Source organism: uncultured Methanospirillum sp. (genome assembly GCF_963668415.2).
Classification (GTDB): domain Archaea; phylum Halobacteriota; class Methanomicrobia; order Methanomicrobiales; family Methanospirillaceae; genus Methanospirillum.
The window spans coordinates 3,509,396-3,536,004 of record NZ_CAXXDL010000001.1 but is presented as its reverse complement, the minus strand read 5'-3'; the positions used below and the strand labels follow the sequence as shown (position 1 = coordinate 3,536,004).

24 protein-coding genes and 1 pseudogene are annotated in these 26,609 nt (G+C 40.8%); 15 read left to right on the top strand and 10 right to left on the bottom strand.

Going from position 1 to position 26,609, the window contains the following annotated elements; all coding sequences use genetic code 11:
- Positions 1-121 precede the first annotated feature (121 nt).
- Positions 122-301 (bottom strand): annotated as a pseudogene (locus tag ACHZA2_RS16690) (type II toxin-antitoxin system HicA family toxin); the annotation flags it as partial.
- 34 nt (positions 302-335) lie between these two features.
- On the bottom strand, positions 336-596 hold the full coding sequence (locus tag ACHZA2_RS16685; protein ID WP_319537785.1) for a type II toxin-antitoxin system HicB family antitoxin: 261 nt from the start codon (positions 594-596) through the stop codon (positions 336-338).
- Between the two features lie 544 nt (positions 597-1,140).
- On the opposite strand from ACHZA2_RS16685, the gene ACHZA2_RS16680 reads away from it, so the two are divergent.
- The gene (locus ACHZA2_RS16680; protein ID WP_319580636.1) at positions 1,141-2,016 is read left to right on the top strand and encodes a DMT family transporter; all 876 of its coding nucleotides are present in this window, start codon (positions 1,141-1,143) and stop codon (positions 2,014-2,016) included.
- 116 nt (positions 2,017-2,132) lie between these two features.
- Here ACHZA2_RS16680 and ACHZA2_RS16675 read toward each other — a convergent pair whose 3' ends face one another.
- The 4 genes from ACHZA2_RS16675 to ACHZA2_RS16660 are packed head-to-tail and all read right to left on the bottom strand — an operon-like array spanning position 2,133 to position 5,820.
- Positions 2,133-3,308 (bottom strand): ABC transporter permease, encoded by a 1,176-nt coding sequence (locus ACHZA2_RS16675; RefSeq protein WP_319580635.1) that lies wholly within the window; start codon positions 3,306-3,308, stop codon positions 2,133-2,135.
- Positions 3,308-4,012 carry an ABC transporter ATP-binding protein gene (locus tag ACHZA2_RS16670; protein ID WP_319580634.1) on the bottom strand — a complete coding sequence of 235 codons (705 nt, stop codon included), beginning with the start codon at positions 4,010-4,012 and terminating at the stop codon, positions 3,308-3,310. Before ACHZA2_RS16670 ends, ACHZA2_RS16675 begins: the two co-directional genes overlap by 1 nt.
- Complete coding sequence (locus tag ACHZA2_RS16665; protein WP_319580633.1) at positions 4,009-5,160, bottom strand: hypothetical protein; 1,152 nt, start codon at positions 5,158-5,160, stop codon at positions 4,009-4,011. Before ACHZA2_RS16665 ends, ACHZA2_RS16670 begins: the two co-directional genes overlap by 4 nt.
- On the bottom strand, positions 5,161-5,820 hold the full coding sequence (locus ACHZA2_RS16660; RefSeq protein ID WP_319580632.1) for a Yip1 family protein: 660 nt from the start codon (positions 5,818-5,820) through the stop codon (positions 5,161-5,163).
- 329 nt (positions 5,821-6,149) lie between these two features.
- Here ACHZA2_RS16660 and ACHZA2_RS16655 point away from each other — a divergent pair, with 329 nt between their 5' ends.
- The gene (locus tag ACHZA2_RS16655; protein ID WP_319580631.1) at positions 6,150-6,785 is read left to right on the top strand and encodes a DUF2284 domain-containing protein; all 636 of its coding nucleotides are present in this window, start codon (positions 6,150-6,152) and stop codon (positions 6,783-6,785) included.
- Positions 6,786-7,071: 286 nt separating this feature from the next.
- A complete protein-coding gene (locus tag ACHZA2_RS16650; protein WP_319580630.1) occupies positions 7,072-7,647 on the top strand; it encodes a nitroreductase family protein in 576 nt (191 codons plus the stop codon).
- Between the two features lie 155 nt (positions 7,648-7,802).
- Here the strand turns inward: ACHZA2_RS16650 and ACHZA2_RS16645 are convergent, their stop codons facing one another.
- From ACHZA2_RS16645 to ACHZA2_RS16635, 3 genes are all read right to left on the bottom strand, one after another.
- Positions 7,803-8,180, bottom strand: a complete 378-nt coding sequence (locus ACHZA2_RS16645; RefSeq protein ID WP_319580629.1) for a hypothetical protein — start codon at positions 8,178-8,180, stop codon at positions 7,803-7,805.
- 99 nt (positions 8,181-8,279) lie between these two features.
- Complete coding sequence (locus ACHZA2_RS16640) at positions 8,280-8,594, bottom strand: transposase (protein WP_394698614.1); 315 nt, start codon at positions 8,592-8,594, stop codon at positions 8,280-8,282.
- A 530-nt stretch (positions 8,595-9,124) separates the two neighbouring features.
- Positions 9,125-10,795, bottom strand: coding sequence for a hypothetical protein (locus ACHZA2_RS16635; protein WP_319580628.1), 1,671 nt, complete (start codon positions 10,793-10,795; stop codon positions 9,125-9,127).
- A gap of 91 nt (positions 10,796-10,886) precedes the next feature.
- Between ACHZA2_RS16635 and ACHZA2_RS16630 the strand changes: the two genes are divergently transcribed.
- The 7 genes from ACHZA2_RS16630 (at position 10,887) to ACHZA2_RS16600 (ending at position 19,139) form a co-directional block, all read left to right on the top strand.
- Positions 10,887-11,423 (top strand): YdcF family protein, encoded by a 537-nt coding sequence (locus ACHZA2_RS16630; protein ID WP_319580627.1) that lies wholly within the window; start codon positions 10,887-10,889, stop codon positions 11,421-11,423.
- Positions 11,424-11,720: 297 nt separating this feature from the next.
- Entirely contained in the window at positions 11,721-12,914 is a 1,194-nt protein-coding gene (locus ACHZA2_RS16625) for a cache domain-containing protein (protein ID WP_319580626.1), read from the top strand.
- Positions 12,915-13,374: 460 nt separating this feature from the next.
- Positions 13,375-14,085 carry a hypothetical protein gene (locus tag ACHZA2_RS16620; RefSeq protein WP_319580625.1) on the top strand — a complete coding sequence of 237 codons (711 nt, stop codon included), beginning with the start codon at positions 13,375-13,377 and terminating at the stop codon, positions 14,083-14,085.
- Positions 14,086-14,571: 486 nt separating this feature from the next.
- Positions 14,572-15,810, top strand: a complete 1,239-nt coding sequence (locus tag ACHZA2_RS16615) for a response regulator (RefSeq protein WP_319580624.1) — start codon at positions 14,572-14,574, stop codon at positions 15,808-15,810.
- Between the two features lie 8 nt (positions 15,811-15,818).
- Positions 15,819-16,187, top strand: coding sequence for a response regulator (locus tag ACHZA2_RS16610; protein ID WP_319580623.1), 369 nt, complete (start codon positions 15,819-15,821; stop codon positions 16,185-16,187).
- 361 nt (positions 16,188-16,548) lie between these two features.
- Positions 16,549-16,689: a hypothetical protein gene (locus ACHZA2_RS16605; protein WP_319580622.1), complete on the top strand. Its 141-nt coding sequence runs from the start codon at positions 16,549-16,551 to the stop codon at positions 16,687-16,689.
- Positions 16,689-19,139, top strand: coding sequence for a PKD domain-containing protein (locus ACHZA2_RS16600; RefSeq protein ID WP_319580621.1), 2,451 nt, complete (start codon positions 16,689-16,691; stop codon positions 19,137-19,139). The genes ACHZA2_RS16605 and ACHZA2_RS16600 overlap by 1 nt, the downstream gene beginning before the upstream one ends.
- A 219-nt stretch (positions 19,140-19,358) precedes the next feature.
- On the opposite strand, the gene ACHZA2_RS16595 is transcribed toward ACHZA2_RS16600, so the two are convergent.
- Positions 19,359-19,820 (bottom strand): hypothetical protein, encoded by a 462-nt coding sequence (locus ACHZA2_RS16595; protein WP_319580620.1) that lies wholly within the window; start codon positions 19,818-19,820, stop codon positions 19,359-19,361.
- A gap of 645 nt (positions 19,821-20,465) precedes the next feature.
- On the opposite strand from ACHZA2_RS16595, the gene ACHZA2_RS16590 reads away from it, so the two are divergent.
- The 5 genes from ACHZA2_RS16590 (at position 20,466) to ACHZA2_RS16570 (ending at position 26,138) form a co-directional block, all read left to right on the top strand.
- Positions 20,466-20,723 (top strand): hypothetical protein, encoded by a 258-nt coding sequence (locus tag ACHZA2_RS16590; protein ID WP_319580619.1) that lies wholly within the window; start codon positions 20,466-20,468, stop codon positions 20,721-20,723.
- Positions 20,724-21,123: 400 nt separating this feature from the next.
- A complete protein-coding gene (locus ACHZA2_RS16585) occupies positions 21,124-21,429 on the top strand; it encodes a hypothetical protein (RefSeq protein ID WP_319580618.1) in 306 nt (101 codons plus the stop codon).
- Between the two features lie 395 nt (positions 21,430-21,824).
- Positions 21,825-23,546: a solute carrier family 23 protein gene (locus ACHZA2_RS16580; RefSeq protein WP_319580981.1), complete on the top strand. Its 1,722-nt coding sequence runs from the start codon at positions 21,825-21,827 to the stop codon at positions 23,544-23,546.
- A 370-nt stretch (positions 23,547-23,916) separates the two neighbouring features.
- The gene (locus ACHZA2_RS16575) at positions 23,917-24,825 is read left to right on the top strand and encodes a 6-bladed beta-propeller (RefSeq protein WP_324292173.1); all 909 of its coding nucleotides are present in this window, start codon (positions 23,917-23,919) and stop codon (positions 24,823-24,825) included.
- 485 nt (positions 24,826-25,310) lie between these two features.
- Complete coding sequence (locus ACHZA2_RS16570; protein WP_319580616.1) at positions 25,311-26,138, top strand: hypothetical protein; 828 nt, start codon at positions 25,311-25,313, stop codon at positions 26,136-26,138.
- The last annotated feature ends 471 nt before the right edge of the window (positions 26,139-26,609 follow it).

Sequence of the window (26,609 nt, the reverse complement as noted above, 5' to 3'; positions counted from 1 at the left end):
TGGTAATAATTATTTAAGAATTATATGTAGAGAATACCGACGTTATTCTGGATTCAGGTCCCGAATTAATGGATGTAATTATGACAGATTCCAATATATTGCGAATAAAAACGGATGTATCCTATTCTAAACAATCCCATTCACTACGAGAAATATCAGCCTGTTTGAGTATACGTTTTAAAAGGTCCACACTAATCTCTTTTCGATGAGGATTAGGTATTGTCAAAACAAGACCGTCTTTAATCATATATGGATGTTTTCCACCCTGATGTGGACCATCGAATCCAAATCGAGAAAGTTTTTTGCAAAGTTCTTCTCATGTAACAGGAGCTAATTTATGCCCTGACATGAGTATCCACAGGCTGAATCTCTTCAATACTAATTCCTTGTATCGATGGGATGGGCATTCCTCTTCGAAGACGGATAATAAGCCACCCGTCGACAATCTCCATCAGATTCTTTCTGCATTCTTCGAGAGTTTTTCCGGTTGCATACACACCGGGAAGATCTGGAATCTCCCCGTAATATGGCTCCTCGTCCTCAATGATCTCATAATGTGCATGAGCAAGAGCTGTGTTAATATATTCAATAATCATGATTGCGTATGTTCACCTCATATTTGTAAATCCAGAGTAGACTTTCAAAAGTAACATAGTAAACTAGAATTTCCGATCATATATTCCTTCTATGAGGCACTATAATCTTTGGACCACTCGATCTTTCTTGTTTCTCAAAGCCATACCCACCTATTCAAGAAAAAACAGGACTGTTTCCAGTAACTGTACTTACGAATGCATTTTTTTGTCTGAAAGCCTGGCACTGATTCTGTCATGAGAGTATAAATGGAATTTAGAGTACCCACGAAAATGATACTCAATTCGAGATCTCATCTAAGAAGTTTTTTTGTTCTTTAATTAAGCGTTTTATGTAACTGATTCCTGTATAATCAATAAACAAATGATGTAATCCACTGAATTCCAGTATCTTTATCCAACATAAAACCGGTATACTCAAAGTAACGTATTTCAGATAGACATCCAAACCACGGATCCTCACGAACAATCAATCCATACCTAATTACCGGATAGAGACTGACACAAGATACTGCACAAACACACAAATCCCTCCCGAACTACCGTTATGAATCAGAAATCTGCAGATCTCATACTTGTCCTTGTCGTCCTGATATGGGGTTCAACATATCTTGCAATGAAATGGGGAATGGAGAGTTTTGGGATCTTCACTCTAATCACACTCCGTTTTGCGATCGCATTTGCTATCGGAATACCCCTTCTCTGGAGATATCGCTCTCCAATATACATGCATACACTAACATCCAGTGCCATTCTCGGGTTTGGGTATTTCTGTGGATTTACACTCCTCCTCTATGGTATGAGAACCACCACCACCACATCTGCCGGGTTTCTTATGGCAACAACAGTAGTATTTGTCCCGATTCTTCAGGTTCTCTTCTTCCGGAGAATCCCCAATCTTTCCATTCTCATAGCGGTATGTTGCTGTTTGTTCGGAGTCGGTCTCCTGACGCTCCGGAATGGCCTGGCACTGGATTTTGGTGCGATACTCTGTCTCATCTGTTCAATCTGTTATGCAATTGTAATTGTAACAACAAAATGGGTCCTGGACAGCGGTGAAAATGCTCTCACAATCGGTGTTCTTCAATTAGGGTTTACCAGTTTGTTCTCATTCGGAGCAATGCTCATCTTTGAGATGCCATTCCGGTCAGCACCACTGGAAAGTTGGGGAATAATCCTCTATCTTGCAATATTTTGCACATTGATCGGGTTTGTCCTTCAGGCTGTAGCCCAGGAATTTACCTCCCCTGAACATACCGGTCTAATTTACACACTTGAATCTGTCTTTGCCTCCCTGTTTGGATATGTATTTCTCCAGGAGGTATTACCGGTTCAAGGATATGTCGGAGTGATCCTGGTGTTTACCGGAGTAATAATCGCAGTAAGGTATGGACAATCAACAGGAAAAAAGGGAGGAGACTGAGTATCCTTAGCATTCGGGTGAGATCAGATTCGTTTCATGGAATGTCACATCGGATTCGAATCTGATATCCCGGCTTTCCATCATAATTTGATAGAACATCTATCTTTTAAAAAAAATTATTCATGCCGGAGAGCATCAATCGGGTTCAGACTTGAGGCTTTCCAAGCCGGATACAGGCCTGATAACATGCTGGTGACGATACCAAAGGCCATTCCATACGGGATCTGAATCAACGATGCCGAGTCATAGAGGTACGATACATCCTTAAGTAGCACAGCAACAACCAGGTATCCGGCTCCAAAACTGAGTAACCCTCCGACAATAGAACCGGTGAGCCCGAGAATGAAGGCTTCATAGATGAACATACTCCTGACTTCAGCCCGTTTTGTCCCGATGGATCTGAGGATTCCTATCTCCTTGTATCGTTCCATCACCGACATCATCATCACGTTAAAGATCGAAACACCGGCAACAATCAGGGAAATTCCTCCGATTGCCATGGTAAACAGTGTGATCTGACCGAATGTCTGGGTGATGGAGTCAAGAATCATTCTGGTATCGTAGATATCGACCTCGGTATCCCGTTTATTGAGTTGTTTATCAATCGCACTCTTGATCTGACTGATCTCCTTGATATCAGAGGCCTTTATGATCGCCTGATCATGCCCTTTCACATCATAGAAGTCACGGTACCAGAGATCAGACGTGACGATCGCATTGTCAGGGTTGATGTCAAATCCCATTCCCCTCTCTTTGAGGATACCAACAACCCTGACCCCGGTCTCCTGTGTTCCGATCAGGAGCCTGGATCCTACGGTCAGATTATTTTCTTTGGCCAGTTTAGAACCGATCATCACACCGGATGATCCACGGAGGTACTGGCCTTTCTCAATGGTCAGGAGCGATGGGAGATCCTTGGGATCGATACCATATACCGAAGCATACAGGGTATCACGTTGGACCTTGACCCGGTCTCCTCCGGCATAGATCGGGTAGACCTTGTTGTTTCCTGCTGCCCGTTTGATCAGTTCGACCTGGCGGTCGGTGAGGCGTTCACTTGTGGTAGAGCTACTCATCCCACCCTGGTACCCGACATGGGGTGTTACGATGATCGAGTCACCGACGTCTGAAAGTGACTTTGTGATCGAGAGTGAGAACGCATTGCCAAGGATCCCCATCGATGAGATGGCCATGACCCCGATGATAATCCCGATTGCAGCAAGAAGGGATCTGAGCCAGTGCATCTGCAGATTCCTGACTGCAAGATTGAAGAAGAGCGAACCCCCGGTCATCAGATCTCCTCCCTGATCCTGCCATCCTCTATCCGTATAACCCGGTCAGCATACTCAGCCGTTCTCGGATCATGAGTGACCATGATGATCGTCTTTCCTTCATCATGACAGAGCCGCTCAAGAAGAGCCATAATTGCCTGACCGGTCTTTGTATCAAGGTTGCCGGTCGGCTCATCACAGAGGAGAATCGCAGGATCATTCACCAGTGACCGGGCAATGGCAACACGCTGTTGCTGTCCGCCGGAGAGCTGATTCGGCCGGTGGTTCCAGAGATCAGAGGCGAGACCGACGGCTGCAAGCACCTCCTGGCACCGCTCTCGTGATGCCGTCATCCCGTTCTTCAGAATAAGTGGGTATCGTACGTTTTCTAGTGCGTTCAGAAGAGGAATGAGGTTGAACTGTTGAAAGATGAACCCGAGTTCATCGCGTCGCAGAGTCGTCAGTTGATCATCAGAGAGCGTCTTGATACTCCGGCCTCTGATGAAGACGTCTCCCTTGGATGGGACATCAAGACAGCCCATCATGTTGAGCAGGGTTGACTTGCCAGAACCGGAAGGTCCCATGATAGCGATGAACTCTCCGGGCAGAACCTGAAGAGAGATGTCTATGAGGGCGGTTACATTTTCTGAAGATAAGGGGTAAATCTTGGTTACCCCTGAAAACTCCATGACCGGCCCGGTGTCAGTCATGATCGGCAGGCTCATGCTTTATTTCGCCTGCTCAGCCAGATCGCAATGATAACCAGAAGGAGCAATGCTACAGGAATGAGATACACCGCTTTTTCAGGTATCGGTGATGCCTGCTCCTGCTCGACTACTTTTTCAGTTCTTGGGATCTCAAGGAGGGTGTCAGAGGTGAATATATTTCCATCCCGATCCTTGAAACTCGTCCGAAGAGGAACTTCTGTAACATTTGCATCTACCTTGAAGGTTATCTCAAAGCTGGAGAAGTCATCAGGTTTGAGAGCTCCGACTGCATAGAGTTTGTACGGGAAGATCGGAGCTGCGGGCTCTGCAGAGGTAACCTCGACGCCATTGGCAGTCTCAAGCCCGGAGTTCGTGACATCACCGGTGACTCTGACGGTCTCTGCCTCATTGGTGACGATCACATTTGACAGAACCGGATTGGCATGCTTTCTGCTCTCTCCAAGAACTATCGGGAGAGTATATGAGACGTTGTGCTGGTTTATTCCGTTCTGGTATGAGAGCGTGAACTCGACTGACTGGTTCCCATACGGGGTGATATTGAACGGGATATCAGCGGCTGCATCAGATCCAAGTGCGCCGACAAAGTAGGATACCGGAGTTATCTCATGACCGGGACCGTTTGCTGTAATCGTCACTCCGGAGACCTCATTGTCCCTGGGATTTCCGATGTGAATCATGACCTGGTCTTTCTTTCCCTCAACAAACGTTTCAGGTTTTGAGAGGACAGACATCTCAATTGGATCCTTCTGCACCTGGACACGGAACGGATATCTCAGGAAATGGGCACCTCTGAAGTCCAGAGAGAGAACCGGGTAGAATATCCCGGTCTTATCCCTGGCCTGAACAGTAAACTCAAGTTTCAGGGTATTTCCAGCACCGATAGATCCTACTTTTTCATAATTATCAGTGAGGATATCCAGATCCTTGTCATAGACCATCGCATGGTTGATCGGAACCGCTTCCTGACCTGAATTATTCAGGATTATGGTAACAACGGCTGTATCATATGGCATCAGGACGTCAGGATCGATAATGATTCCTGATACCTCTACCTGGGATGCTGCTGCTGTCGGGTCTGTTGTTTCAGCTGGTACTGAAGCAAAGAGCAGACTGATGATGAGCAGGAAATATACTGGGAACTTCATTCAGAGCCATCCGAGCATCGTGATGAGAGTGTACAGCGAGTAGAGGATATACACTGCAATTGGCAGCCCGGCAGCAATCATGGCCTGTTTTGATGTGAGGCCACAGCACTTTTCAAGACCTATGGCAGCGATATTTGCGGTCCAGATGAGAAGGATAACAGACAAGGTGGTCGAGAGCAGGCTATACTCCTGCATCAGGGGATTTTTAAAGAAGTCTGTCATGAGTGTCTGGATCTGAGTGGGATCTGCAACCTTTATCGGTGAGACCTGAATGCGGGGAAGATACCAGAACCCAAGTATTACGCTGATGACAGCTCCAATGAGCTGAGGGAGCATACTGTATCCGGCAATCTCGGCATACCGCTTGAATGAACCTGTGCCTTTCAGGATCCTGGTCATGACCATGAGAACCACGGCAATTACGAGCCAGATGAACCATGGAGCAAGGAATGAGGATACGGCTGTACTTATTGCAGTGATGAGACCAATTCCTTCCATGAATCCGGAGAGGAGTTTCCCGGTAATTTCACCGATCAAATATCCGGTGATTGCAGTTAGTATTGACATCAGAAAGATGATCACTGCAGGTTTTTTCAGGGATGGTTCAGATCCAGCACATGTTTCGAAAAATGATTTCGGAGATAATAATATATGTAACATCGTTCCTCCCGTGTATAAGATATGTATGAAAACAAGATAGGCATTTTGTTTTTACCATATCACAGACTATAGACATCTTCTATCCAGAGGCGTTCTGCACGATGTATCAGATAATCTGCCTGATATCTGATACATCCCACATCTGCTGAGTATATCAATAGTCTTCCAGTCAACATTTGAGTGTTGACATTAAATGTTTTCTTATTTTGATCTGATTTTTTTCAGAATAAGTATTGTAGCATACTATTGAGTTTGGGAATACTGATCACATTCTCTCAACGGCAAATGAAAACGAATGATATGTTCAAGAACCAACCCATTCCAGAGATATGACGAATACACCATCAGAAGTACAATATACATCTCTCATTGAAGCGGCGATGAAAGCAGGTGCAACTGATGCTATTCCGATCCGCTCATCCGATATTGTTGTTGAAGACCGGGTACAACTGAAATGCAAGACCGGGTGTCCATCGTACGGGCATAGTTTTGCTTGTCCTCCGTTTGCCCCATCGATATCAGATTTTCGAAAGATGCTTCTGGAGTATCAGGATGCAATGCTTATCAGGTTTCGTTCTGCTGTTGAAGCGGAGTCAGGGATTGTTCACGTACTTCTCCGAAACAGATCAGATCCGACAGTCCCCCAGGCTGTGAAAGCCAAAACAGCAGAGTTCAGTGATGCCTTAAACAAAGAATCAAGGACAATCCATAATGCTATGCTTGAGATTGAACGACAGGCATTTGAGGCAGGATATCCATTTGCTCTCGCTTTTACTGTTGACTGCTGTGATCTCTGCAGAACATGCAACGTGAAAGGAGGAGTATGTATGCACCCGTCACAGCTCAGGTATTCTATAGAAGCGGTTGGGATAAATATAATCAAGACCGCCGAATCCGCTGGTATGACAATCAGATTTCCTTGCCCCATCCCCCCGGACAGGATTACACTCCTGCTCATCGATTAAAAGACAGATACGTTGAATACCCCACATCCAATACAATTTTTTAAAAAATATCATGTCAAATCTCCTTTTTTAGATGAGAGCGTGGAATAGCACAAGATATTTTCAGGTTCTCGTTGTTGATAAAAGGATACGGTTTCCAGTGAAACAGATTCCATCGATCTTGTGGATTAGATCTGAATACGAGTATCGTGACCTCTACATTAGATATAATTCAAACCTCTTTGGAATCAATCGGGAGTAATGGAAAGAGATACCATTAAATTTATTTCAGGAATTTACCTATACTATGATCACCATGGATTCGCTCGATCTGTTCCTGACCAGACGGAGTATCAGGAAATTTAAACCTGATACAATACCAGATGAAGTAATCTCCCGGATTATTCATGCAGGAACGTATGCTCCATCAGCCCTTGCTCTCCAACCCTGGGCATTCATTGTTATTCAGAATATGGATTTCATGCAGAAAGTCTCTGATTACTGTAAACCCATCATGATCTCCCTGATGAAGGATGCCCATGACGGGATGTCTGATAAGTTTCGAAGATTGTTACAAAGTGACGGGTATTCGATCTATTATCATGCTCCGGTACTGATCATGGTCATCGGAAAGAGTTCAAGCCGGTTCAGAGAGATCGACTGCTCACTTTGTGCAGAAAATATGATGCTCGCTGCACATGCTCTGGGAGTTGGAAGTTGCTGGATCGGATCGACAGAAGTAGCGTATAACAATCCAGAGATTATCGCAGGATTTCAGATTCCTGATGGGTATTCTCCGGTAGGGACCATTGTGTTCGGATATCCTGACGAGAAACCGGAACCTCATGATAAAAAACAACCCCTGATTACCTGGATCAGGTAATTCTGATCCCGAATTATACTATAGAGGATAGCGATCAACCCCCCCTTATTGATCAAATTTTAATAAATTGTTCTTTTCCAAGACAAATATCTAGAGAGAAAACGACTAAACATCCATAATCTATTGATTTTCTCCTCAACTCAAGATAGTTACCATTATTCAATCACTGCTGGGGAATTCCAATTATACAGTAGAGATTGAAAGAAAAACATGAAACCAGATTTTTTGCATGAACTTTTTTCAACGGCTGTAACCATAACGTGACCTATATGGAAGAGTCGTTTAATCACCGAGTATGGTTTTTCACCTAACGAGCGAAAACTGGGTATTGCTATATTTCGTCGTTTATCTTTGGTGGATTGAGGATGATTACGTGTTGCCTTTTTCATTGTTTTATCCATTGACCCACAAATCGTAGCACTTAAGTATCCTTTATCCCTGTATACAGTTACTCCTGGTTCATAAAGGTCAATCTGACTATTGTACAGATTTGCTGTAGTTGTTGCAAATCCTTTAACTATTTGGGTCTTCATATCAAAAGTTTTCTGGGATTTATATCTAAACTTGTTTCTATCCTTTCTTTGCTATGTCCATTTTTTGATCTTCTCGTTTTTATTTCCTTTCCTCGTGGTTTATCCTGCTTTGGATGACCAGGATCTAGTAGGATAAATGTAGCATTCTTTACACACATCACGTTTGATTATTAAACCTCGCATGGCGATCTTATTTTGAAGTTTATTCCATATGACCTCTTCTTTACTGCATTTGATCAATCGTTCTCGAAATCTCCAAATAGTTGAACGATCTGGTATTGATTCGGGATAACACAGAAAATTTTGAAACGAAGAACGATCAATAGCCTGGATTTCTAATTCGTAATATATGAGGCCATGCCATTGTTGAAGAATCAGAAGAGGATTATGTATCCTTGATTCCCGGGAACACATAACGATGGAAAAATTTCCGAGAGGTATATGAAGAAATTTATCTAAATCAGAATAATATATCAGAAATCAGAAAAATTTTTGCCATCGTTATGTGTGCAGAAAACACATAACGAGACTAAAAATTTTAATCCAATATAATTAGTTATTTTCACATTTTGAAATCAATTTAGAGACTTTACTCCATCCTCGTTAAAGATTTCCGGGAATCCAGGATGTATAGCCCTTTGACGGTGAGGGTGAGTTTATAGCGGCATATATACTCAATTCCGAAAGTAGGGGTTAATCACTGTCCTCAGAAGTTTGATTAAAATTATCTCGTCTGTATGGGGCCTTTCATCATCTCGATCATATCATCCCTGTAAATCTGCGCAATTATTAGTCAATACTGCTCCCTAACGATTAATTCTTCAATTTGTCCTAAACGATTCCCGAGTACAGCTACTATTTGATCGTCTTAAGAAAGAAAAAAGACATATAATCATACATATTATTTAACATATAAATAAAAAGAGGGGTTTTGCACTATTTTCTTATATGTAACCAATAGAGCCAAACTGAGATCTACTAAAATATGGATCATCGATATATTGAGTTTTTTTATTCGTAACTTTTATTATCCTCTTATACGGGAGATTTCCAAACTGACAATTAAATGAAAAATTATTATCCAAATTAAAATGGGGAAATTGTTCTGAAAAATCAGTAAATTCGCCAAAGAATTTGTTTCCATCGCGATTTATAAAACCATATTTAGAAATCGGTTCTAAATATTTTTCATGTACATTTTTTGCTTTAAAGGCGAAATTTACTAATTTATACGCAGGAATCAGATTGGAAATTACATCCTCTATCACTTCAAAAAGAGGTCCTCCCCCATGTAAATCTTCCAATGGTATCAATTCTACACATTCAGATAATAATCCATTTCTTGCACAATCTTTAGGTTTAATTATTGTATTAATATCTTCAATAATGGATGTTTGTATGGCTTCTCTCTTTTTTCCACTTTGAAGGTCATTTTGAATGCTAAAACAAAAATTACCAAATTGGTTTCTCATTCCTTTCGTACGAAAATCTTCATGCCATTTTTCTAATATTTTTAGTCTACCGTCAGCTTGTCGACGAATAACTTCTGGATCATCGATATTTGTATTATTTATTAATTTAGTAATTTTCGAAAGGATTGGAAGGTGAAATGGATTATACTCAACATTAGGCTCCGAAGATCCTTTAAATTTATTTTCTATCGCTAAATCTCTCAAACTATAATCTACAACATTACCACTACTGTACGACCAGAATGCGCCATGCGATTGCCATAACCTAAAGACATAATATGATAACCAATAATCTTTGGTACTAACTGGGCTATCATTAATTATAGCATTATAATTTTCATAAATTGAATTGAAATTTACGAAATTCTTTTTAGTGATACTTCTGTAAAAATCATCGAATAACCTTATTTTCACCAATCTTTCAATTGTTGCTTCACGTAAATTAGAAGACTGAAGAGAAGCAGGTAAAAATGACGTGTGTGTTGGAATGCTCGCAATAATTTTTTTATATTCTACATCTGTTTCCATTAGTACAGCATGAAGTGAATATTTAAAATCTTCAAAGGAAACATCATTTGGATTTTGCAGAAAAATATCGAAGAATCTTTTGTTTTTTTCGCTGCAATTATATTCTTCTTGGCAATTTCTTATCCAATATGAGGCCATAAAATCTTCCAAGACATCACAATAATATGGAGATCTCCCTTTGTCGCATAATTCATCTATAAATTTGTCAGATACCCCATTTTTATCGTATTTTTTAGGATGAAGGGCTTTATATTTTACAATATCTAAATCTGCAAGAATATGGAGACCTCTTTTATCAACTCCATAATAACCAGAATCAATTATGGGAGTAATTACTGATATTACTGGTTTAAAGATAAATGGAGCATCTGCTAGAAGATATGAATCTTTTCGGTAATAAGAAATTGAGCTATAGTCATTATCACTAAAAATATATTGCCATTTGGTCAAGGATTCTGATGGATTAGCAGGATATGAAAATTCAGCAATAAATTTATTATGAAATTTACGTATGCGGTCTCTAAAAGGAATATTTTCTTTAAACGTTCGGGAAAAATCTTCGATACTTTTTGATCTTGCTAAAATAATTTGTTTTCGTATTGATGATGAAATCATATAATAAATTGAATACAGATTAGATATTTATTAATTATTGAAACATTTGTTCGACAAATTTATATAATATAATTTTAATTTAATAAAAATAATGAATATTGTCCTGATTTTAGGATTTAAACAGTCATCAAATCATATTAATGATGAATTAAAAGGTCGGATGGATACTGGTATTAACCAATTTCACGAATTAAAATCAAGTTTCTTACTATTGTCTGGTGGGATTACGACCCCATATTGCCTACCAGAATGTGAAATAATGAATCAATATGCCATCAAATCTGGAGTTGACCCTAACAAAATAATATGTGAAAACAAATCATTAGATACTATCGGAAATTTTGTTTTTTCCAGAGAAATCATTGATTTACTGTATGATATTGATATGATATTTTGTGTTTCTTCTTGTTATCATATCGAAAGAATGAAATATATATTTCAGAAATGTTACGGCCAAAATTTTTTGGGGGATTTTAATTCTTGCTATAAAATCCAAGGAGATACTATTCATGAAAAAAGGAGTTTGAATCAGGCAATAAAATTTTTTTCTGACATTAATGATGGTGATATTAAGACAATAAAGAAAAAATTGTTTATAACTCATCCATTATATTTAAAGAAGAGTTAACACCATAGCAGGTATTCTATTTTTTTATCGAGTTCAGATTATTTTAATTATGAATAAAGGATAGAATAACCTACATAAATTTGCATTTTTCTTTTTTTTTAGATTATATGCCATATGATATTATTGATTATGATTTTATTATTGGGAAGGAACGATTTATTAATCCTTCAGATATAAAGTCAAACATAGATTATAATGCACGGATAATCATGTTTTTCCATTTGGGAAAATTATAGATGATTCATCAGATAGCCATCATAGAACAACCATTATCCATTCGTTTCGTGATATAATGATATGTACCAGAGACTGCTCATATGCACCATTCTTATACTCTCTCTATGTACTGGACCAACATTTGCACAATCAGCTCCTTCTGATCTTCTCATCCTGACAGAAGAGTTTCCACCCTATAATTACATGGATAATGGGACCCTGAAAGGTATTTCTGTAGACTTCGTTGAGTCAGCATTCAGCCATATGGGTATTGATATCCCTCGTGATTCAATTAAAATACTACCCTGGGCAGAGGGTTATAACACGACTCTGACGCGAAACAATACACTTCTGTTTAGCACTGGCCGGATTCCTCAGCGGGAAGACCAGTTTGTGTGGGCCGGACCGATCATCAGCGACACCAAGGTACTCTGGGGAATCTCGACGAACGATAGTCCACAGATCCCGGATATTCAGTCATACCGGATTGTGGCAATCCGGAATGATTCCGGGATAAGCATGGCAGAACATGCCGGGGCAACACCTGATCAGATCATCGAGGTATCCTCTCCAGAGGAGGCAATCATGATGGTTGAGAATGGAACTGCAGATGCATGGAGTTATGGCGAACTCTCCGGCCAGTCAATGATTACCAAATATGCAGATGATCCAAAATCATTCTCATCGATCATGAAAATCGGAGCAATTGACGAATATTTCGCTTTCAATAAAAACACAGATCCCGGGTTTGTTGCCGAATTAAACAGCACGATATCTAATCTGAAAATTAACAGATCAGAGACCGGCTCTTCAGAATATGAGCAGATCATCTATAGATACAAGCCTGTGGGATGTGTTGAGTCTGATATAAGCCCACAGATGGTGACTGATCTCGTGAATATAACATCAGATACACTTTCTCAAAATACTCCACAAACCCTGAAGAAGATAAATGCAATGGTTGCTCCATACAAAGATCCAGTGACTCCAGGCCTGTATGTCTTTGTATACTCACTCAATGGAACAAACATGGCTGATGCCGGAAACCCGGACGTGATCGGGAGAAACATGTCAGGGAAAGGGGATGTGACCGGTAAGATGTACCGAGATGAGATACTCAAAGGGGCTGTTGAGGGGACCGGCTGGGAACAGTATCTCATCTCCCATCCGACACTCTCCGGGATATTTCAAAAAGAGAGTTACTACCGGCTTACTACCGGAAGTGACGGTGTTCAGTATGTGGTAATCAGTGGAAGATACACACCCTGTGCCTGATTCTGGCATGCTTCTTTTTTTACTTGAGTAGGAGTATTGAGATGGATATGCCATCTGATAAAAATAGTGGTAAGCGTGGAATGTTTCGGTGCTATAAGATATTCTGATTCTCAGGGATCTTCCCATTGGGAAAAGGAGATCACATTTGGGTATCACGGGTCTGCCATATAACCAGGAACTGCCGAAAGGATGAGTTGCATTCCGGGCCTCTTATACAGCTGAAGGAAACGTCATTGCTAACTGATATATTACAAATATCACAAAAGAAGGAGAAGACATCCGTTATTTGTAATGATTCCGGTAAGGATCTGTAGAGAATGATCCTCCCATCTTCCTGACAATGCTTTCAATTTTGCGGAACTGATTCATCCGGTTACCCTGATTCTCCCCGGGAATCAGTTTCTCAACCGTGACAACAGATATAGTATTATTTATCCACTGATCCACCATAGTATCAGATATGACCTCTCGTCCAGGGATTTATCTAATCAGTGCGATAATACTAATCATAGTCTGCTCATTTTTCGGTGGTGTGTATGCCGATGAACCGGTCACTTCTTCTCATCAGGATTCTCCATGGCAAGGTACATGGACCGATGCCAATTATTCTCTGACTCTTTCTCAGAACGGTTCTGTCATCAACGGGATAGCCACAGTATCTGATCCAGGTGTTGTAGTGATGCCCTTCCGGCTTACAGGTACTCTTTCAGAAGATGGCAGGACACTCCAGAGTGTATTGACTGAGACCGGGACACTTACCATGAATCTCTCAGAAGACAAGATGATGTTTTACGGTACCGGATCCACAGATTCGTTAGATACTGGTACTGAACTATTCTCATACACATTCAATGCAACCAGGAATGGAACCACTGTTATATCTGATCAGGAATGGACCGGAATCTGGGTTAGTAACAATAGTCTTCTAAACCTTACTCAAAATACTACCTCTGTTACCGGAGATTACCATCTTCTGAACGCTTTACATTATGGAGGTCTGCTACAGGGGACCACATCAGCAGATAAAAAAACCGCCTCTATGACGTGGATTTCACCAGAAAATGATTCTTTTTCACTTTCAGATGACGGGATGAATATAATTGAAGGAGAATGCACGGACGAAAAGATCAATGCCATGGGGTATTGTCTTAATTTGACAAAAAAGGTATAAACTCGTCAGAACGATACCCTTTCGTTTTTTCAGATTTTTACTTACTTTTATGATCTCGTGCCAAAAGAGCGATCATGGGTTTTCGTAACCAGGAAGGAAATTTCTATGAAATCGCCGGGAATGCTCACGTCTCTATTTTATTTCAGGAGCTAATACCGGTGAAAACCGATATTTTTCAAGATATACTTGATGAGAGAACTTTTTCTGTAAACTCATATGCAAGGTCTCCACGAATACATGCTGATGGAGAAAGATATCGCATCATTCACACGTTTTTCTGACGATACGCGTAATGATCTCATATCTGACACTTAATATGTGGTTGTGCAATCCATTGTTGCCAGACACCATTATTGAAAGAGCGTATGTACATGAGCATAGACCACTTTATTTCCGTTTCTGGTATTTTCCAGAGGAATGCTCAGTTGTGAGTATTTCATGAGAAGGTAGAATATATAAGTGAGTCAAAGCCAAGGGGATATAATCATGGATGATGTTGCATCGGTTCTGATCGTTGATGATAATAACGCTATACAAGAATATCTGACAACGGTATTAAAATCAGAGGGATATGTTGTCTCTTCAGCATCAGACGGAGAAGAGGCATTAAAGTATCTTCAAGAGAATCCAAAACCTGATCTTATCCTCCTTGATATCATTATGCCCGGCTTGAGTGGAATAGACGTCCTCAGGGCGATTAAAGGAGATCCGGCTCTAAAACAGATCATTATCATCATGCTGACCGGTGTGAGTCTGTGTGCTGATAAGGAACTAGCATTTGAACTTGGAGCAAGTGATTTTCTTACCAAACCCTTTGAACTCAGGGAATTGCTCGCCCGGGTAAAAACGCACATCAACCTGAAAAAAGTATCAGACAAATGTGTTGTTCAGCGTAAAATTCAGGAGACTATTCTATCAACAATTCCCGGTGTCGTGTACCTGAAAAGTAAGGATGGATACTATATCCATGCCAATGAGATGTTTGCAGACCTGGTCGGAGTATCACAGACAGAGATCCAGGGGAAACGGGAGGAGGATCTTTTTTCGAGTCTGGTTGCAGATGAGCGGACAAAGACCGATGATCTGCTGCTCAAATATGGTGTAGAACAACTTGAGATCCAGGAAGAGATCACCATGCCGGATCACGACTCCCGGTCTTTTTTTACCAAAAAACGCCAGGTCGTTGATAAAGACGGGGAGATCACCGGACTCGTTGGTGTTTCTATTGATATCACCGAGCAGGTTATCATGAAGGAAGCATACGCTGAAAAGGAGGAGATTCTTGATTCGATTCTGAACTCCTATCCTGCAGAGATATGGGTCCTCAATCCGGAAGGGGAGATAATTCTCCAGAACTCAAAACATCTGGCAAAATATGGGAACCTTATCGGAAGACCAATACCTGACCTTCCATTGTCTGAGGATACGAAACTCTACTGGAAAGAGAGCCTCCACCTTATCCTTCATGGAAAAACCCGGGGGAATGAGAAGAAGATCACCGAATCAGACGGATCCGAATGGATCATAGACTCATTCAGACCGATCAGACTTCATGATGGCATTCTTGGAGTTATGGGGATGAACCTTAACGTTACACGATGGGCCCAGGGTGATGACGATCTTTCAATCAGCAATTCTGGTGACTCTGGAAAGAAACACCAGGATGGCACAGATAATAAAACGAATCAGACCGTTACTTCTTCTGATCCCTCCAGTATGAGGTGACTGTTACAATGGTAAAGATCCTCATCGTTGATGATACCCTCTTTATGCGGACCATGCTCAAGGCAATTGTATCTGATGAAGGGCATGAGGTGATAGGGATGGCAGAAGACGGGTATCAGGGAGTCTTTGAATACACACAGAACCGTCCTGACATCGTGCTTCTCGATATTCTTATGCCAAAGATGGATGGGATCATGGCTCTAAAAACCCTCATGGCCTATGATCCCCGTGCCCGAATCCTGATGGTGAGTGCGATTCAGTCGGTAAAAATGATAAAACTGGCAATATCCTGTGGTGCTAAAGGATATGTTCTGAAACCGTTTCAACGTCCCCAACTCATGCAGGAGGTCAACAGAGTTCTTGAACAGTTTCCATGACGGAAAGAGATTCATGAATATTGTGTATCTATGTTGCCGGTCGTACAATCCAAACCATGATGACCTGATGGTTGTTCCAGGTCAAGCCCCTTCAAGGAACGATTCTGATAACTCAATTCAGAACGGTGACTTCCACAAAGGAATACCGGTTCTGGAGTTTAGAGCCCAATGAGCATCGGTCAAAATTACGATCTGGAGACCGATTCAATACACCTGATTGAGCCAACGATTCAACCCAGATATTCCTGTTCCCATGTTGACCAGAAATTCCTCCTGACACCTGAATTTCTAATATAAATACATAATTTTATATTATTGGAAATGTGATTAACCAATAGCGTATCTCTTCTGGATTTGCTTTATGGGAGATGGATTGATGGATGGAATGAATGATATCACATGGCACCGGAACAATCAGACTGTTCTGATGGATACACAGAGGACACACACCTTTCATGAACATTACAGACCAGACCGTACAACAAAGAGTGGTGGTCTCTGATGTGTTCAAAACCTGGACTCAAAAAAATATCCCTCTGTCTCCTGGTACTTCTGGCATGTGGGGTAATTGTCTGTACTGCAGAACCTGCCAACAGTCCACCCGGAATCAATACCAGTGAACTGAACGAATCCCTGATACTACTTCAGGAGATACCCCCCTTCACAATCCCACAGCCACCGTTCAATATTTCTGAGAGCAGGGATACATATGCCACTACAAAAACACAGACTCCGTCTGAATCTTTCTATACATCCGCAGATACCGGCATGGAAACGATGGGGAATGTGATTTTGGTTCCGGTTACTCCGACTCCTGAAGGTAGTGGATATTATTATTTCAACACTACCGGAACAGATCAAAGTTACTACATCTATTCTCCTGGAATCTACACACTCCAGAGTGGATTTTCTACCGAGAACCGGTCTGCAATTTATATTGGAGCATCGGATATTGTTCTTGAGGGAAATGCACAGATACTTACAGGAAATACGTTCAATACAGGTATCATGTCAGGGGTTGAGGTACGTAATACAACAATCAGGAATTTTTTAAGAATCGAAAAATTCGGTAATAGTATTGAGTACTATGGTGACACGGTATCTATCGTAAATAATTCATTGACTCAAAACAGGTATACCGGTATCACCGTATATAGTTTGAATGTATCAGTACATCAGAATCTGCTGAAGAGTAACACTATTGGGGCTTACATATATGGTCCTGGTGCTGTAGTATCAGAGAATACGTTTTCTCACCATGATATCGGATTGTACAGTGAACATGCAGACAACATGACTGTAGAGAAGAACTCTATTATTAATAATCAAAACGGGTGTATTTTCTATGGAAAGAATCTGAAATTTAATGAAAATAAGGTCTTGGATAATCAGGATACCGGAGTCATAATCAAAGATAGTGGAGCAATTTGCACTGGAAATACCATCAGCAGGAATTACAACAACCTGATTTCAGGTGGAGCAAATACAACAATAAAAAGCAATACCATCACTGACACAACGGATGAATATGGATATGGCATACGTGCTGAGGGTGAAAACACCACATTTTTAGAAAATACATTGGATAACAATGGATATGGTATCATGTCATCGAAGCATGACTGCAAAGCAATAAAGAACAGGGTCTATTCAAGTGTCCGTTATGGCATCTTATTAAGCGGCGATAATGGAACGATATCTGACAACATTGTCAGGGATATACAATTATATGGTCTGGGATGCTTAGGCAACAACTCAATAGCAAGCAACAATATTGTAACCGATACATATTTTGGAATAGGTATAGGTGATCAGTTCAACAATACATCTGTAACCGGAAATCAGATCAACGGATCCAGCCGGAGTGGTCTTACAATCATTACCAATTATTATTATGAACCAATATCCGGGCCAGGAATTGGAGAGATCTATAATAATTATTTCGGGAGTGATACCAATATCGAGGGTTACGGTAACTTCAGCAGTTACTCCTATGCCTGGACAAACCCTTCCGGCCCGGTGCGGGGGACAAATGTCGTCGGAGGTCCGTTTATTGCAGGCAACTACTGGAGCAACGCTACCGGAACTGGATGGTCTGACGGGCAGACTCCAAATGTAACCGGATATACGACAAAAGCATACGATATACAATCCGGAGCTCACGATACTGCCCCACTTGTTCCACAAGAACAGGTAACCATCAATGCTACCGCATATGACTGGGGCATTATTGTCCCGGCTGGAAACAGTTCATACCAGTCCTACACGAACCAGACATTTGTCACTCAACCAAAACCAGGGGCAGATATGCCTGATGTCGTTGTAGACTCATCTTCTAAAGGAAACGTGACCAGCTGGACGTTTATCGATCTGTCTGATAATCATGACATCCAGGCAATTGGAAATCCAACACCGGGTCAGGTTCATGTGTTCTTTAATGCATCACAGCGATACGGAGAGAGACCACTGACGGTCTCTTTCTCTTCAGAACAATCACTCGGATCCCCGACCTCCTGGTACTGGCAATTTGGCGACGGTGTTTCCAATACAACCCAGAACCCGGTTCATACGTATGAAACTCCGGGAACATACACCGTCTCTCTACGTGCATTGAATAACCAGACCGGAGGATATGGAGTGTGGAACAATTACCTCACCGTCACAGACGGAGTAATTCCACAGCCCACAGAGACACCAGTGCCGGGCAAGATCATGACGCAGTTCTCTGCATACCCTGCAAGTGGAAATGCACCGCTTATTGTTGATTTCAGGGACAAGAGTACTGGTAATCCAGTAACATGGGACTGGGACTTTGGGGATGGGGCTCATTCATCACTGCAGAACCCGTCACATGTGTATTCAACAGCCGGTTCTTATCCGGTTACTTTATCAGTGAAAAATGAGAACTACGGTGCAAGTCTGAGAATTCCCGGTGCAGTTGTTGTAACGTGAGTTCATCGGGATACCCCCTTTTTTCACAGACATGCTTTTCCAGGGGATCAGTTCAGCAAGTCTCCTTTTCTAAAACCGGGTTATATTTCATGACCCGGGTTTAGAAACATGCTCAGCCTCCAGGTAGTACATATTCAGTGAATCAGGCCACCCATCCTGAACAGACCTGCTGAAAAAAGATGAGGGTCCTGTTTGGTCAGTACCCCTCGTATTCAATGGTTATCTTTGTAATGCTGCCTTTACCTTGGTTACTGTTTCTGTAATTGGTTGGCCTCCGGTCGGACCCTGTACTGCAACAACAAACGAACCATAGGTATAAACTGCACCGTTGAGGTCGTTCATGTTTATCGTCTTCTGAATGAGTCTGACAGCGTCGTCACGATCCTGGGCAGAGTCAAACTTCTGAGTGTGGATAAATATCGCTTTATCTGATGACTTTTTGGAACAGTCAGACGAGATATGAATACTCGTTCCTCCCTGAGCTCCGGTTACCTTCCAGGTTGTTTCGGTCTTGTCACAGAACGAAAGTCCTGAAGCCTTTAGAGCATCAAGCACCTGGTTTACCTCTGTTGAAGCAAACGGACTCGACGGCTGGTTTGAGACAAGGGCCCACCCGATCGGGAGGACGATGATCATTGCCGCGAAAAGGATACTGACAGCCTTTATGGTTGTATTACTCATAGAATCACACTCGTAGAGATGACATGATCTTTCTGATACCAACATCAGAACTACAAGTAATAATGAGAAGTGAATAGATTATTAATCCTGTTATTTGTTTCTGATCACATGATAGCCATCACATGTCAATGGATAGAAATCTTGCCTATTGAGGTGAAAAGGAAGAATATTTGAGCTCAAACAATACAAAATTCAATACATGATTTTAGAGCGAGTATCAGTATGTCCGATTGCATCAAAAATCTGAAGTTGCCCGGCCTATGATTAGGGATCTCTTTGATCTGATATATTGCAATATGGAGGAATTCTCCAAGAATGGGTATTATGATGTAATTTTTCACGAAGTAATACCACGAACACAACCCTCTTTCTTGTGTTACATATGATGTTTTCAGGAGGGGCTCTCCCGGTTGGGTGTTGCCAGATGGGGTCTTCAAAAATAAATCCTGAATTTTCGGTTCTATCTATCAGACGCTGAATCATTCTTATTGAATCTGATGAAATATCCTCATGTAGACCCATTTACCTGCTGACCTAATCAGATTCAACATGTTATATCGATAAGACCGGTCTTTCCTGTTCCAATGAGTTGCAAAATCTGCAATTCCCGGACAGGTATATATCAGCAACCATTGAGTACACAGCATGAAATCCAAGGATAATATCCGGGTTAAAGACAAAAAAACTGTGGAAACCGGGATGAAACCAGCTCAGGAAACAGATGATAAACCGGATGGTCAGGTTCATAGCACACTGGGAATTACCAGAAACAGAGGAAAACAGGTTAGCACTGATGTAAAAAGTAAAAAATTGTTAGACCTGGCGCAAATGAAAGCAAATCAGATCAGTTCAAAGATAAAGATCAAAGCACATCAGGTTTTAGCAGGAAACCGGAAGAAATAATCAAAGGAGAAGCTTCCTGGTGTAATGACTCTGGGAAATAATTTAGTAATTCAGGTATCAGATTTTTTTGTTCACTGCTCAAGTTATGCACATATAATTTATTTTTTGTATTCAACAAAAAGCCTTATATACTGTATACCACATGTATTCCTATGACCTGATATGAATGTCCTGATATTTCATAGTCATGTCAGGAATACGTATGAAATGTTTCATATCAGATTTCAGAGTTCTGAATAATTGTATAATGCAAAAATCTTTAGAATCATTCTGAATCTTTGCTTTACACAATGAAGCACGAATGAACATCACATCCTGGAATAATTTGTATTTAGTCCGATTATTTCAGACGTAACGCAATGCATTTTACATCACTACTTTCTATTTAAAGGATATTATTATGCAAAACTATGACACACTCAGAATCAGCATTCAAGAAAGGAACGATAGTGCCGCTGAAGCTCATAAAATAGCAAATGTCAAAATAAAAAGAGCAAAACTGCTGAAACACCAGAATGATATCAAGGAGAACCTAAATACCAGTTTAAAAATTCACCAGATCAACGATACTCTGGATCTCAGTGTTATACCAGCATCCCTGCCATCACCGATAATATCTATCCCATCATCGAATATAACATCTGGACATTTAAAACCCATTAAGCAGAGAGAACATGAATTCGATAGAATTTTAAAAGACGGGTAAGGTATCAATAAACGTTCCTTTCGGCAATTAAAACTCTGGAGCATCGGTTTCAATAAGACATCTGAATGTAAAAACCTTAACCAGTTGCAATGAAACATATTTAATTTTCACAGTCTTTTTCAAGAATTACTTTCCTTGATGATATATATCTATAAAACAGTGAATGAAGGTCAGACTCTCTCCCGTAAACCTTCAGGAATTTAATAGCCATTTTTCCGAGAGAATCCAGAACAAACCCACAGTACCTCTGATCTCAAATGAAGGGTTATTAAGTATATTGAGTTCCTACCTGAAGATACGAGACACCTCAAATCCGGTTATACACAGATCAGGTTTGATGTAGATGCAAGGATACCGGATATCGTTCAGTTACCCAAACCAGGCGGCAGGGATAGATCATTGTCCAGAAACCATCATATGAACTAACGTATACAACCGATGAGATACCACCGCCGGTTCCATGTTTTCTCCTTGGATTACAACACGCTCTTCTCATCGCAACTTCCTTTGTTTTTCCCCTCATTCTGATCAGGACATCAGGGATGGGGACCTCTGACGCCGGGTTCTTCCTCTCAATGACCATCATGGCGGTGGGAATCGGGACAATACTCCAGTCCCTGAAAGGGCATTACATCGGGTCAGGATATTTGTGCCCCTCGTTTGCAGCCCTGTTCTTTATTCCGCCATCTTCTGCTGCATATGCCCTCGGTGGACTTGGCCTTATGTCTGCAATGACTGCTACGAGCGGAGTTATTCAGGTTGCTATCTCCCGGTTTATCGGCAGGCTCAGGTTCCTGTTTCCCCCTGAAGTAACCGGGCTTGTCATCATCATGGCAGGGATTTCTGCGATTCCCTTTTCGATTCAGAGTTTTCTTGGAATGGAGAATCTGAAGGCGGAATTTGTATTAGAGAACCTGCTCATTGCAATCGTTACCCTCGGAGTGATCGTCATTGCAAGTATCTGGGGGAAGGGGTCGATGAAACTGTATCCTGCCTTTATTGGAATCATCGCAGGGTATGTTGCTGCCTTTGCATGTGGACAGATCCCGGAATCATCGATCTTTATCTCTCTGGCATTTCCTTTGATAGAATTTCCACGTCCGACATTCCTCTCCTGGACCTTTGACTCCTCAATTCTCCTTCCATTTCTCATTGCTGCTTTTGCCGGGGTGTTCAAGACTATTGGAAATCTGACGTCCTGCCAGAAGATCAACGATGCAGACTGGATCCGGTCAGATATGGAGAATTACAGCAAGGGGACTCTTACCGAAGGAGTAACGAACATCATCTGCGGAGCTATCGGCGGTCTTGGTCAGAGCACTTCCTCCGGAAACATCGGGCTCTCACTTGCTACCGGTGCAACAAGCCGGAGGATTGGGATCATTGCCGGAGTCATCCTTGTTTTTCTGGCTGTCTTCCCACCGGTCTCTGCCTTTTTTCTTATCATGCCTCTTCCGGTGATCGGGGCTGCTCTCATCTACTCGATCTGTTACATGGTGATGACCGGGATGGAGGTGATGATGACGAGGATGATGGATACCAGGAGGTTTTTTACGATTGGTATCTCGCTTGTCTTTGGATTTGGTGCTAGTACATTCTCCAGTGTTGTTCTTCACCCTGATTACTCATGGCTTGCAACGATCCTGACATCTCCCCTGACTCTCTCGACTATTATCGCAATCGGGCTCACCTTTGCGTTCAGACTCGGAATCAGGCAACAGGCTACTATCACGATCATGCCAGGTGATGAAGACCTGGCTGATACCGTTTTTTCATTTATCGATAAGAATGCCAGGATGTGGGGAGCACGCCGGGATGTAGCGACCAAGGCCGGATCTGCCCTCCTCGAACTGATGGAGAGCGGCTTTTCGTATGAGATCTTCAAAGAGGGTGCAACGGTAACGCTTTCATTTGATGAGTATAATTTTGATATCCACGTGGAATACCGGGGAGATCCGATAACGATTCCCCAGGATATGCCGTCTCATGAGGAACTGATGGAAGATCCGGATTCGTTTTTACGACTGGCCCTGGTATTAGTCAGAAAGCATTCCGATTCGCTGAGTGTCACCCGGTTCGGGGAGATGAATAAGGTGCATGCTCATTTTGAACATTGAAACGCCTTGGTATTAATCAAGTTTCCGTATATGGGACTGAAAAAAGACCAATCCAGATCTCTAATTTTCTTAGCCTTCACCGAACCGAAGAGACGAAATAACCCAAGGAGTTGTCAGATGAAGAGAAGATCGAAAGAGATCTTCTACAATAATCATGATCTGATATTATAACCCGGATTATAACTCACCCACTGAAACTGACGAGGAGCCAAATACTCTCAAATTAAAGGAAAGAGGGATACATGTTGTTACATTATAACTATTTTATTTGGTTATATCGTTAAATAGCCGAATAATTAAGGATTATAAAAAGGAAAAGTGACATACAAACAATTATTACCTGACAGATGTAACAAACAATCTTGTGTAAATGATTATTCATTATTTAAAACACCAGGTATTTATATGCATAGTTGTCCTGTGCCTTGTATCACATGGATCTGCAGCAATTTCAGGATATACAAAGATTCGTGAATGGAATGTAGGTCCTGATGCATCCTCCATTGCACTTAATTCTTCAGGTTGTACATATATCGTAGATTCGGATCATAATTTTATCCGATATTATGATCCGAAAGGAAATATGATAGGAAAATGGGGAAAAGAAGGAACGGCAGATGGTGAATTTCGTAATCCGCAAGGAATCGCTGTCGACTATAGAACAGATACCGTTTATGTAGTAGACACAAATAACCAGCGGATTCAGTATTTTAATTCCACAGGCTCATTTCTTAATAAATGGGGAAGCCTGGGTAGCGGGAATGGGCAGTTCTATTATCCTACTGGTATCTGTTTTTCAGGTGTTCAATTATATGTGACAGATACATATCAGAATCGAATTGAATATTTCGGTCCTGAAGGTACATATATTGGGCAATGGGGTAAAATGGGAGATGATGTCCTGGAATATAAACAACCAAGTGGAATAACATATTCCGGATATCCTGGTATATACATAGTAGATAGAAATAATCATCGGATTCAGGCTAATATATTTGATACTTCAGGACCCCTGTCAACAGCAATGTGGGGAAAATATGGTAGTAAAAATGGTCAATTTAAAGAAATAACAGGTATTGCAAGAGATTCATCTGGGCAGATATTTGTCGCTGATTCTGAATTAAACCGGGTTCAGATTTTTAGTTCAAAAGGAAAGTATCTGGGTAGTATTGATGGTTTTAATCGTCCTAATGGCATTGCAATAGACTCACAAAACAATGTTTATGTTGTTAATTCAGGAAAAAATATGGTTGAAGTATATGCAAAATCTAAAAAATAATTTTTGTTTCATTCCTCCTCTCACCATATTATAATTCCAATTGTTGTTTTTTTTAGTCTTAATTTCGATATAACAAATATGCTTAAAGATACTGATCCATGAAATTTAGGACATAAATAAAGACCAATACAATATAATGGATATGATTGGTTAAATGATTTTTACTAATATACATGTACTTCTAAAAAAACCACAAGCTTAGAGAAAAATGATGAACTCAGTTATTTTAAAATCTTATATTCAATATTCAAACATAGAGTGTACAATTATCATCTTTTTTTAGAATAACGTGATGAAGGGGTCAATGTATTGAATAATCTCAATTTTAATGAATTAATCAATATATATCCAGATTATTAAGGATTAATAAAAATATAATGTGACATACAAACTATTATTTCCTGATAGACGTAACAAACCATCTTGAGTACATGATTATTCATAACCTGAAGCACCTAATGCTGATATGTATCATAGTCCTGTGCATGGTTTCACAGGGATCTGCAACTACTGGGTATACAAAAATAAGTGAGTGGTGGGTGGGTGATTTTCCTCAATACATGACAATTAACTCTTCAGATTGTATTTATATTACTGTTCCTAACGAGGGTAAGGTCAAGTATTTTGATCCTTCCGGAAGTCAACTGGGTGAATGGATTATAGAAGGGTTTCCATGGGGGATATCAGTAGATCCAGGAACAGGTAATGTGTATGTAGCAGACTATTACAAACATCAGGTTCAGTACTTTAATTCATCAGGTTTTTTTTTAGGAAAATGGGGAAGTTACGGTAAGGGAGACGGGCAATTTAACTGTCCTACAGGGATTTTTGCAAGTCCAGGAACAGTTTACGTTACTGATACTGGAAATAACCGGATAGAGTTTTTTGATATGAATGGCAGGTATAAGGGACAATGGGGTAAGGAAGGGAAAGATATCCTTGAGTACAAAATGCCCGGTGCAATCATTAAAAATAGTTATCCAGGAATTTATGTCGCTGATGAAAATAATTACCGGATTCAGGCTAATATATTTGATACTTCAGGACCCCTTTCAACGGCAGGATGGGGAAAACGTGGGGATAAAAATGGTCAGTTTCAATGGATATCCGGTATTGCAACCGATTCAGCAGGACTGATATATGTATCAGATAAAGCTCAAAACCGGATTCAGTATTTTAGTTCAAAAGGAAAATATTTAGGAAGTATTACCGACGATTTTTATTTTCCTCAAAGTGTAGCAATAAACTCTAAAAACTATGTATATGTACTGAATTCAGGCTTGAATAAGGTAGAAGTTTATAAAAAGACATAGATCGAAAACTCTTTCTTTTATCTTTTCCTTCAGATACCAATAAAATAGACGTGAGTATTTTTGGCTCATCGACATTTCGTTTGGGTAAAGTATCAGAGAATGTAATCAAATACAATGATTCTTGCTGAGGAACGATTTCATGTCGCTCTTTATTAACCGCTCCCTGGACCATATCCTCCCTTAAATTTCAGGATGGTGAACGAAAATTAGAAATTTGGATTGACTTTCACGGAGTTCACGATTCCCGTGTCCTGAATGTAATCATTTAAAAAGTGAAATTCATGATACAATGAAAAAAATCTGGCTTCATTTAGATTTCTTTGAGCATCAGGCGTAGATATATGGTCGAATCCCTAGAATATGCTGCCCAGAATGTGGGATAAAACAGGTTCAGGTTCCTTGGGCTAGTAAAGGAAGTGGGTTTACGATGCTAATGGAGGCGATAATTGTCTTCTCCGCACAAACGATGGA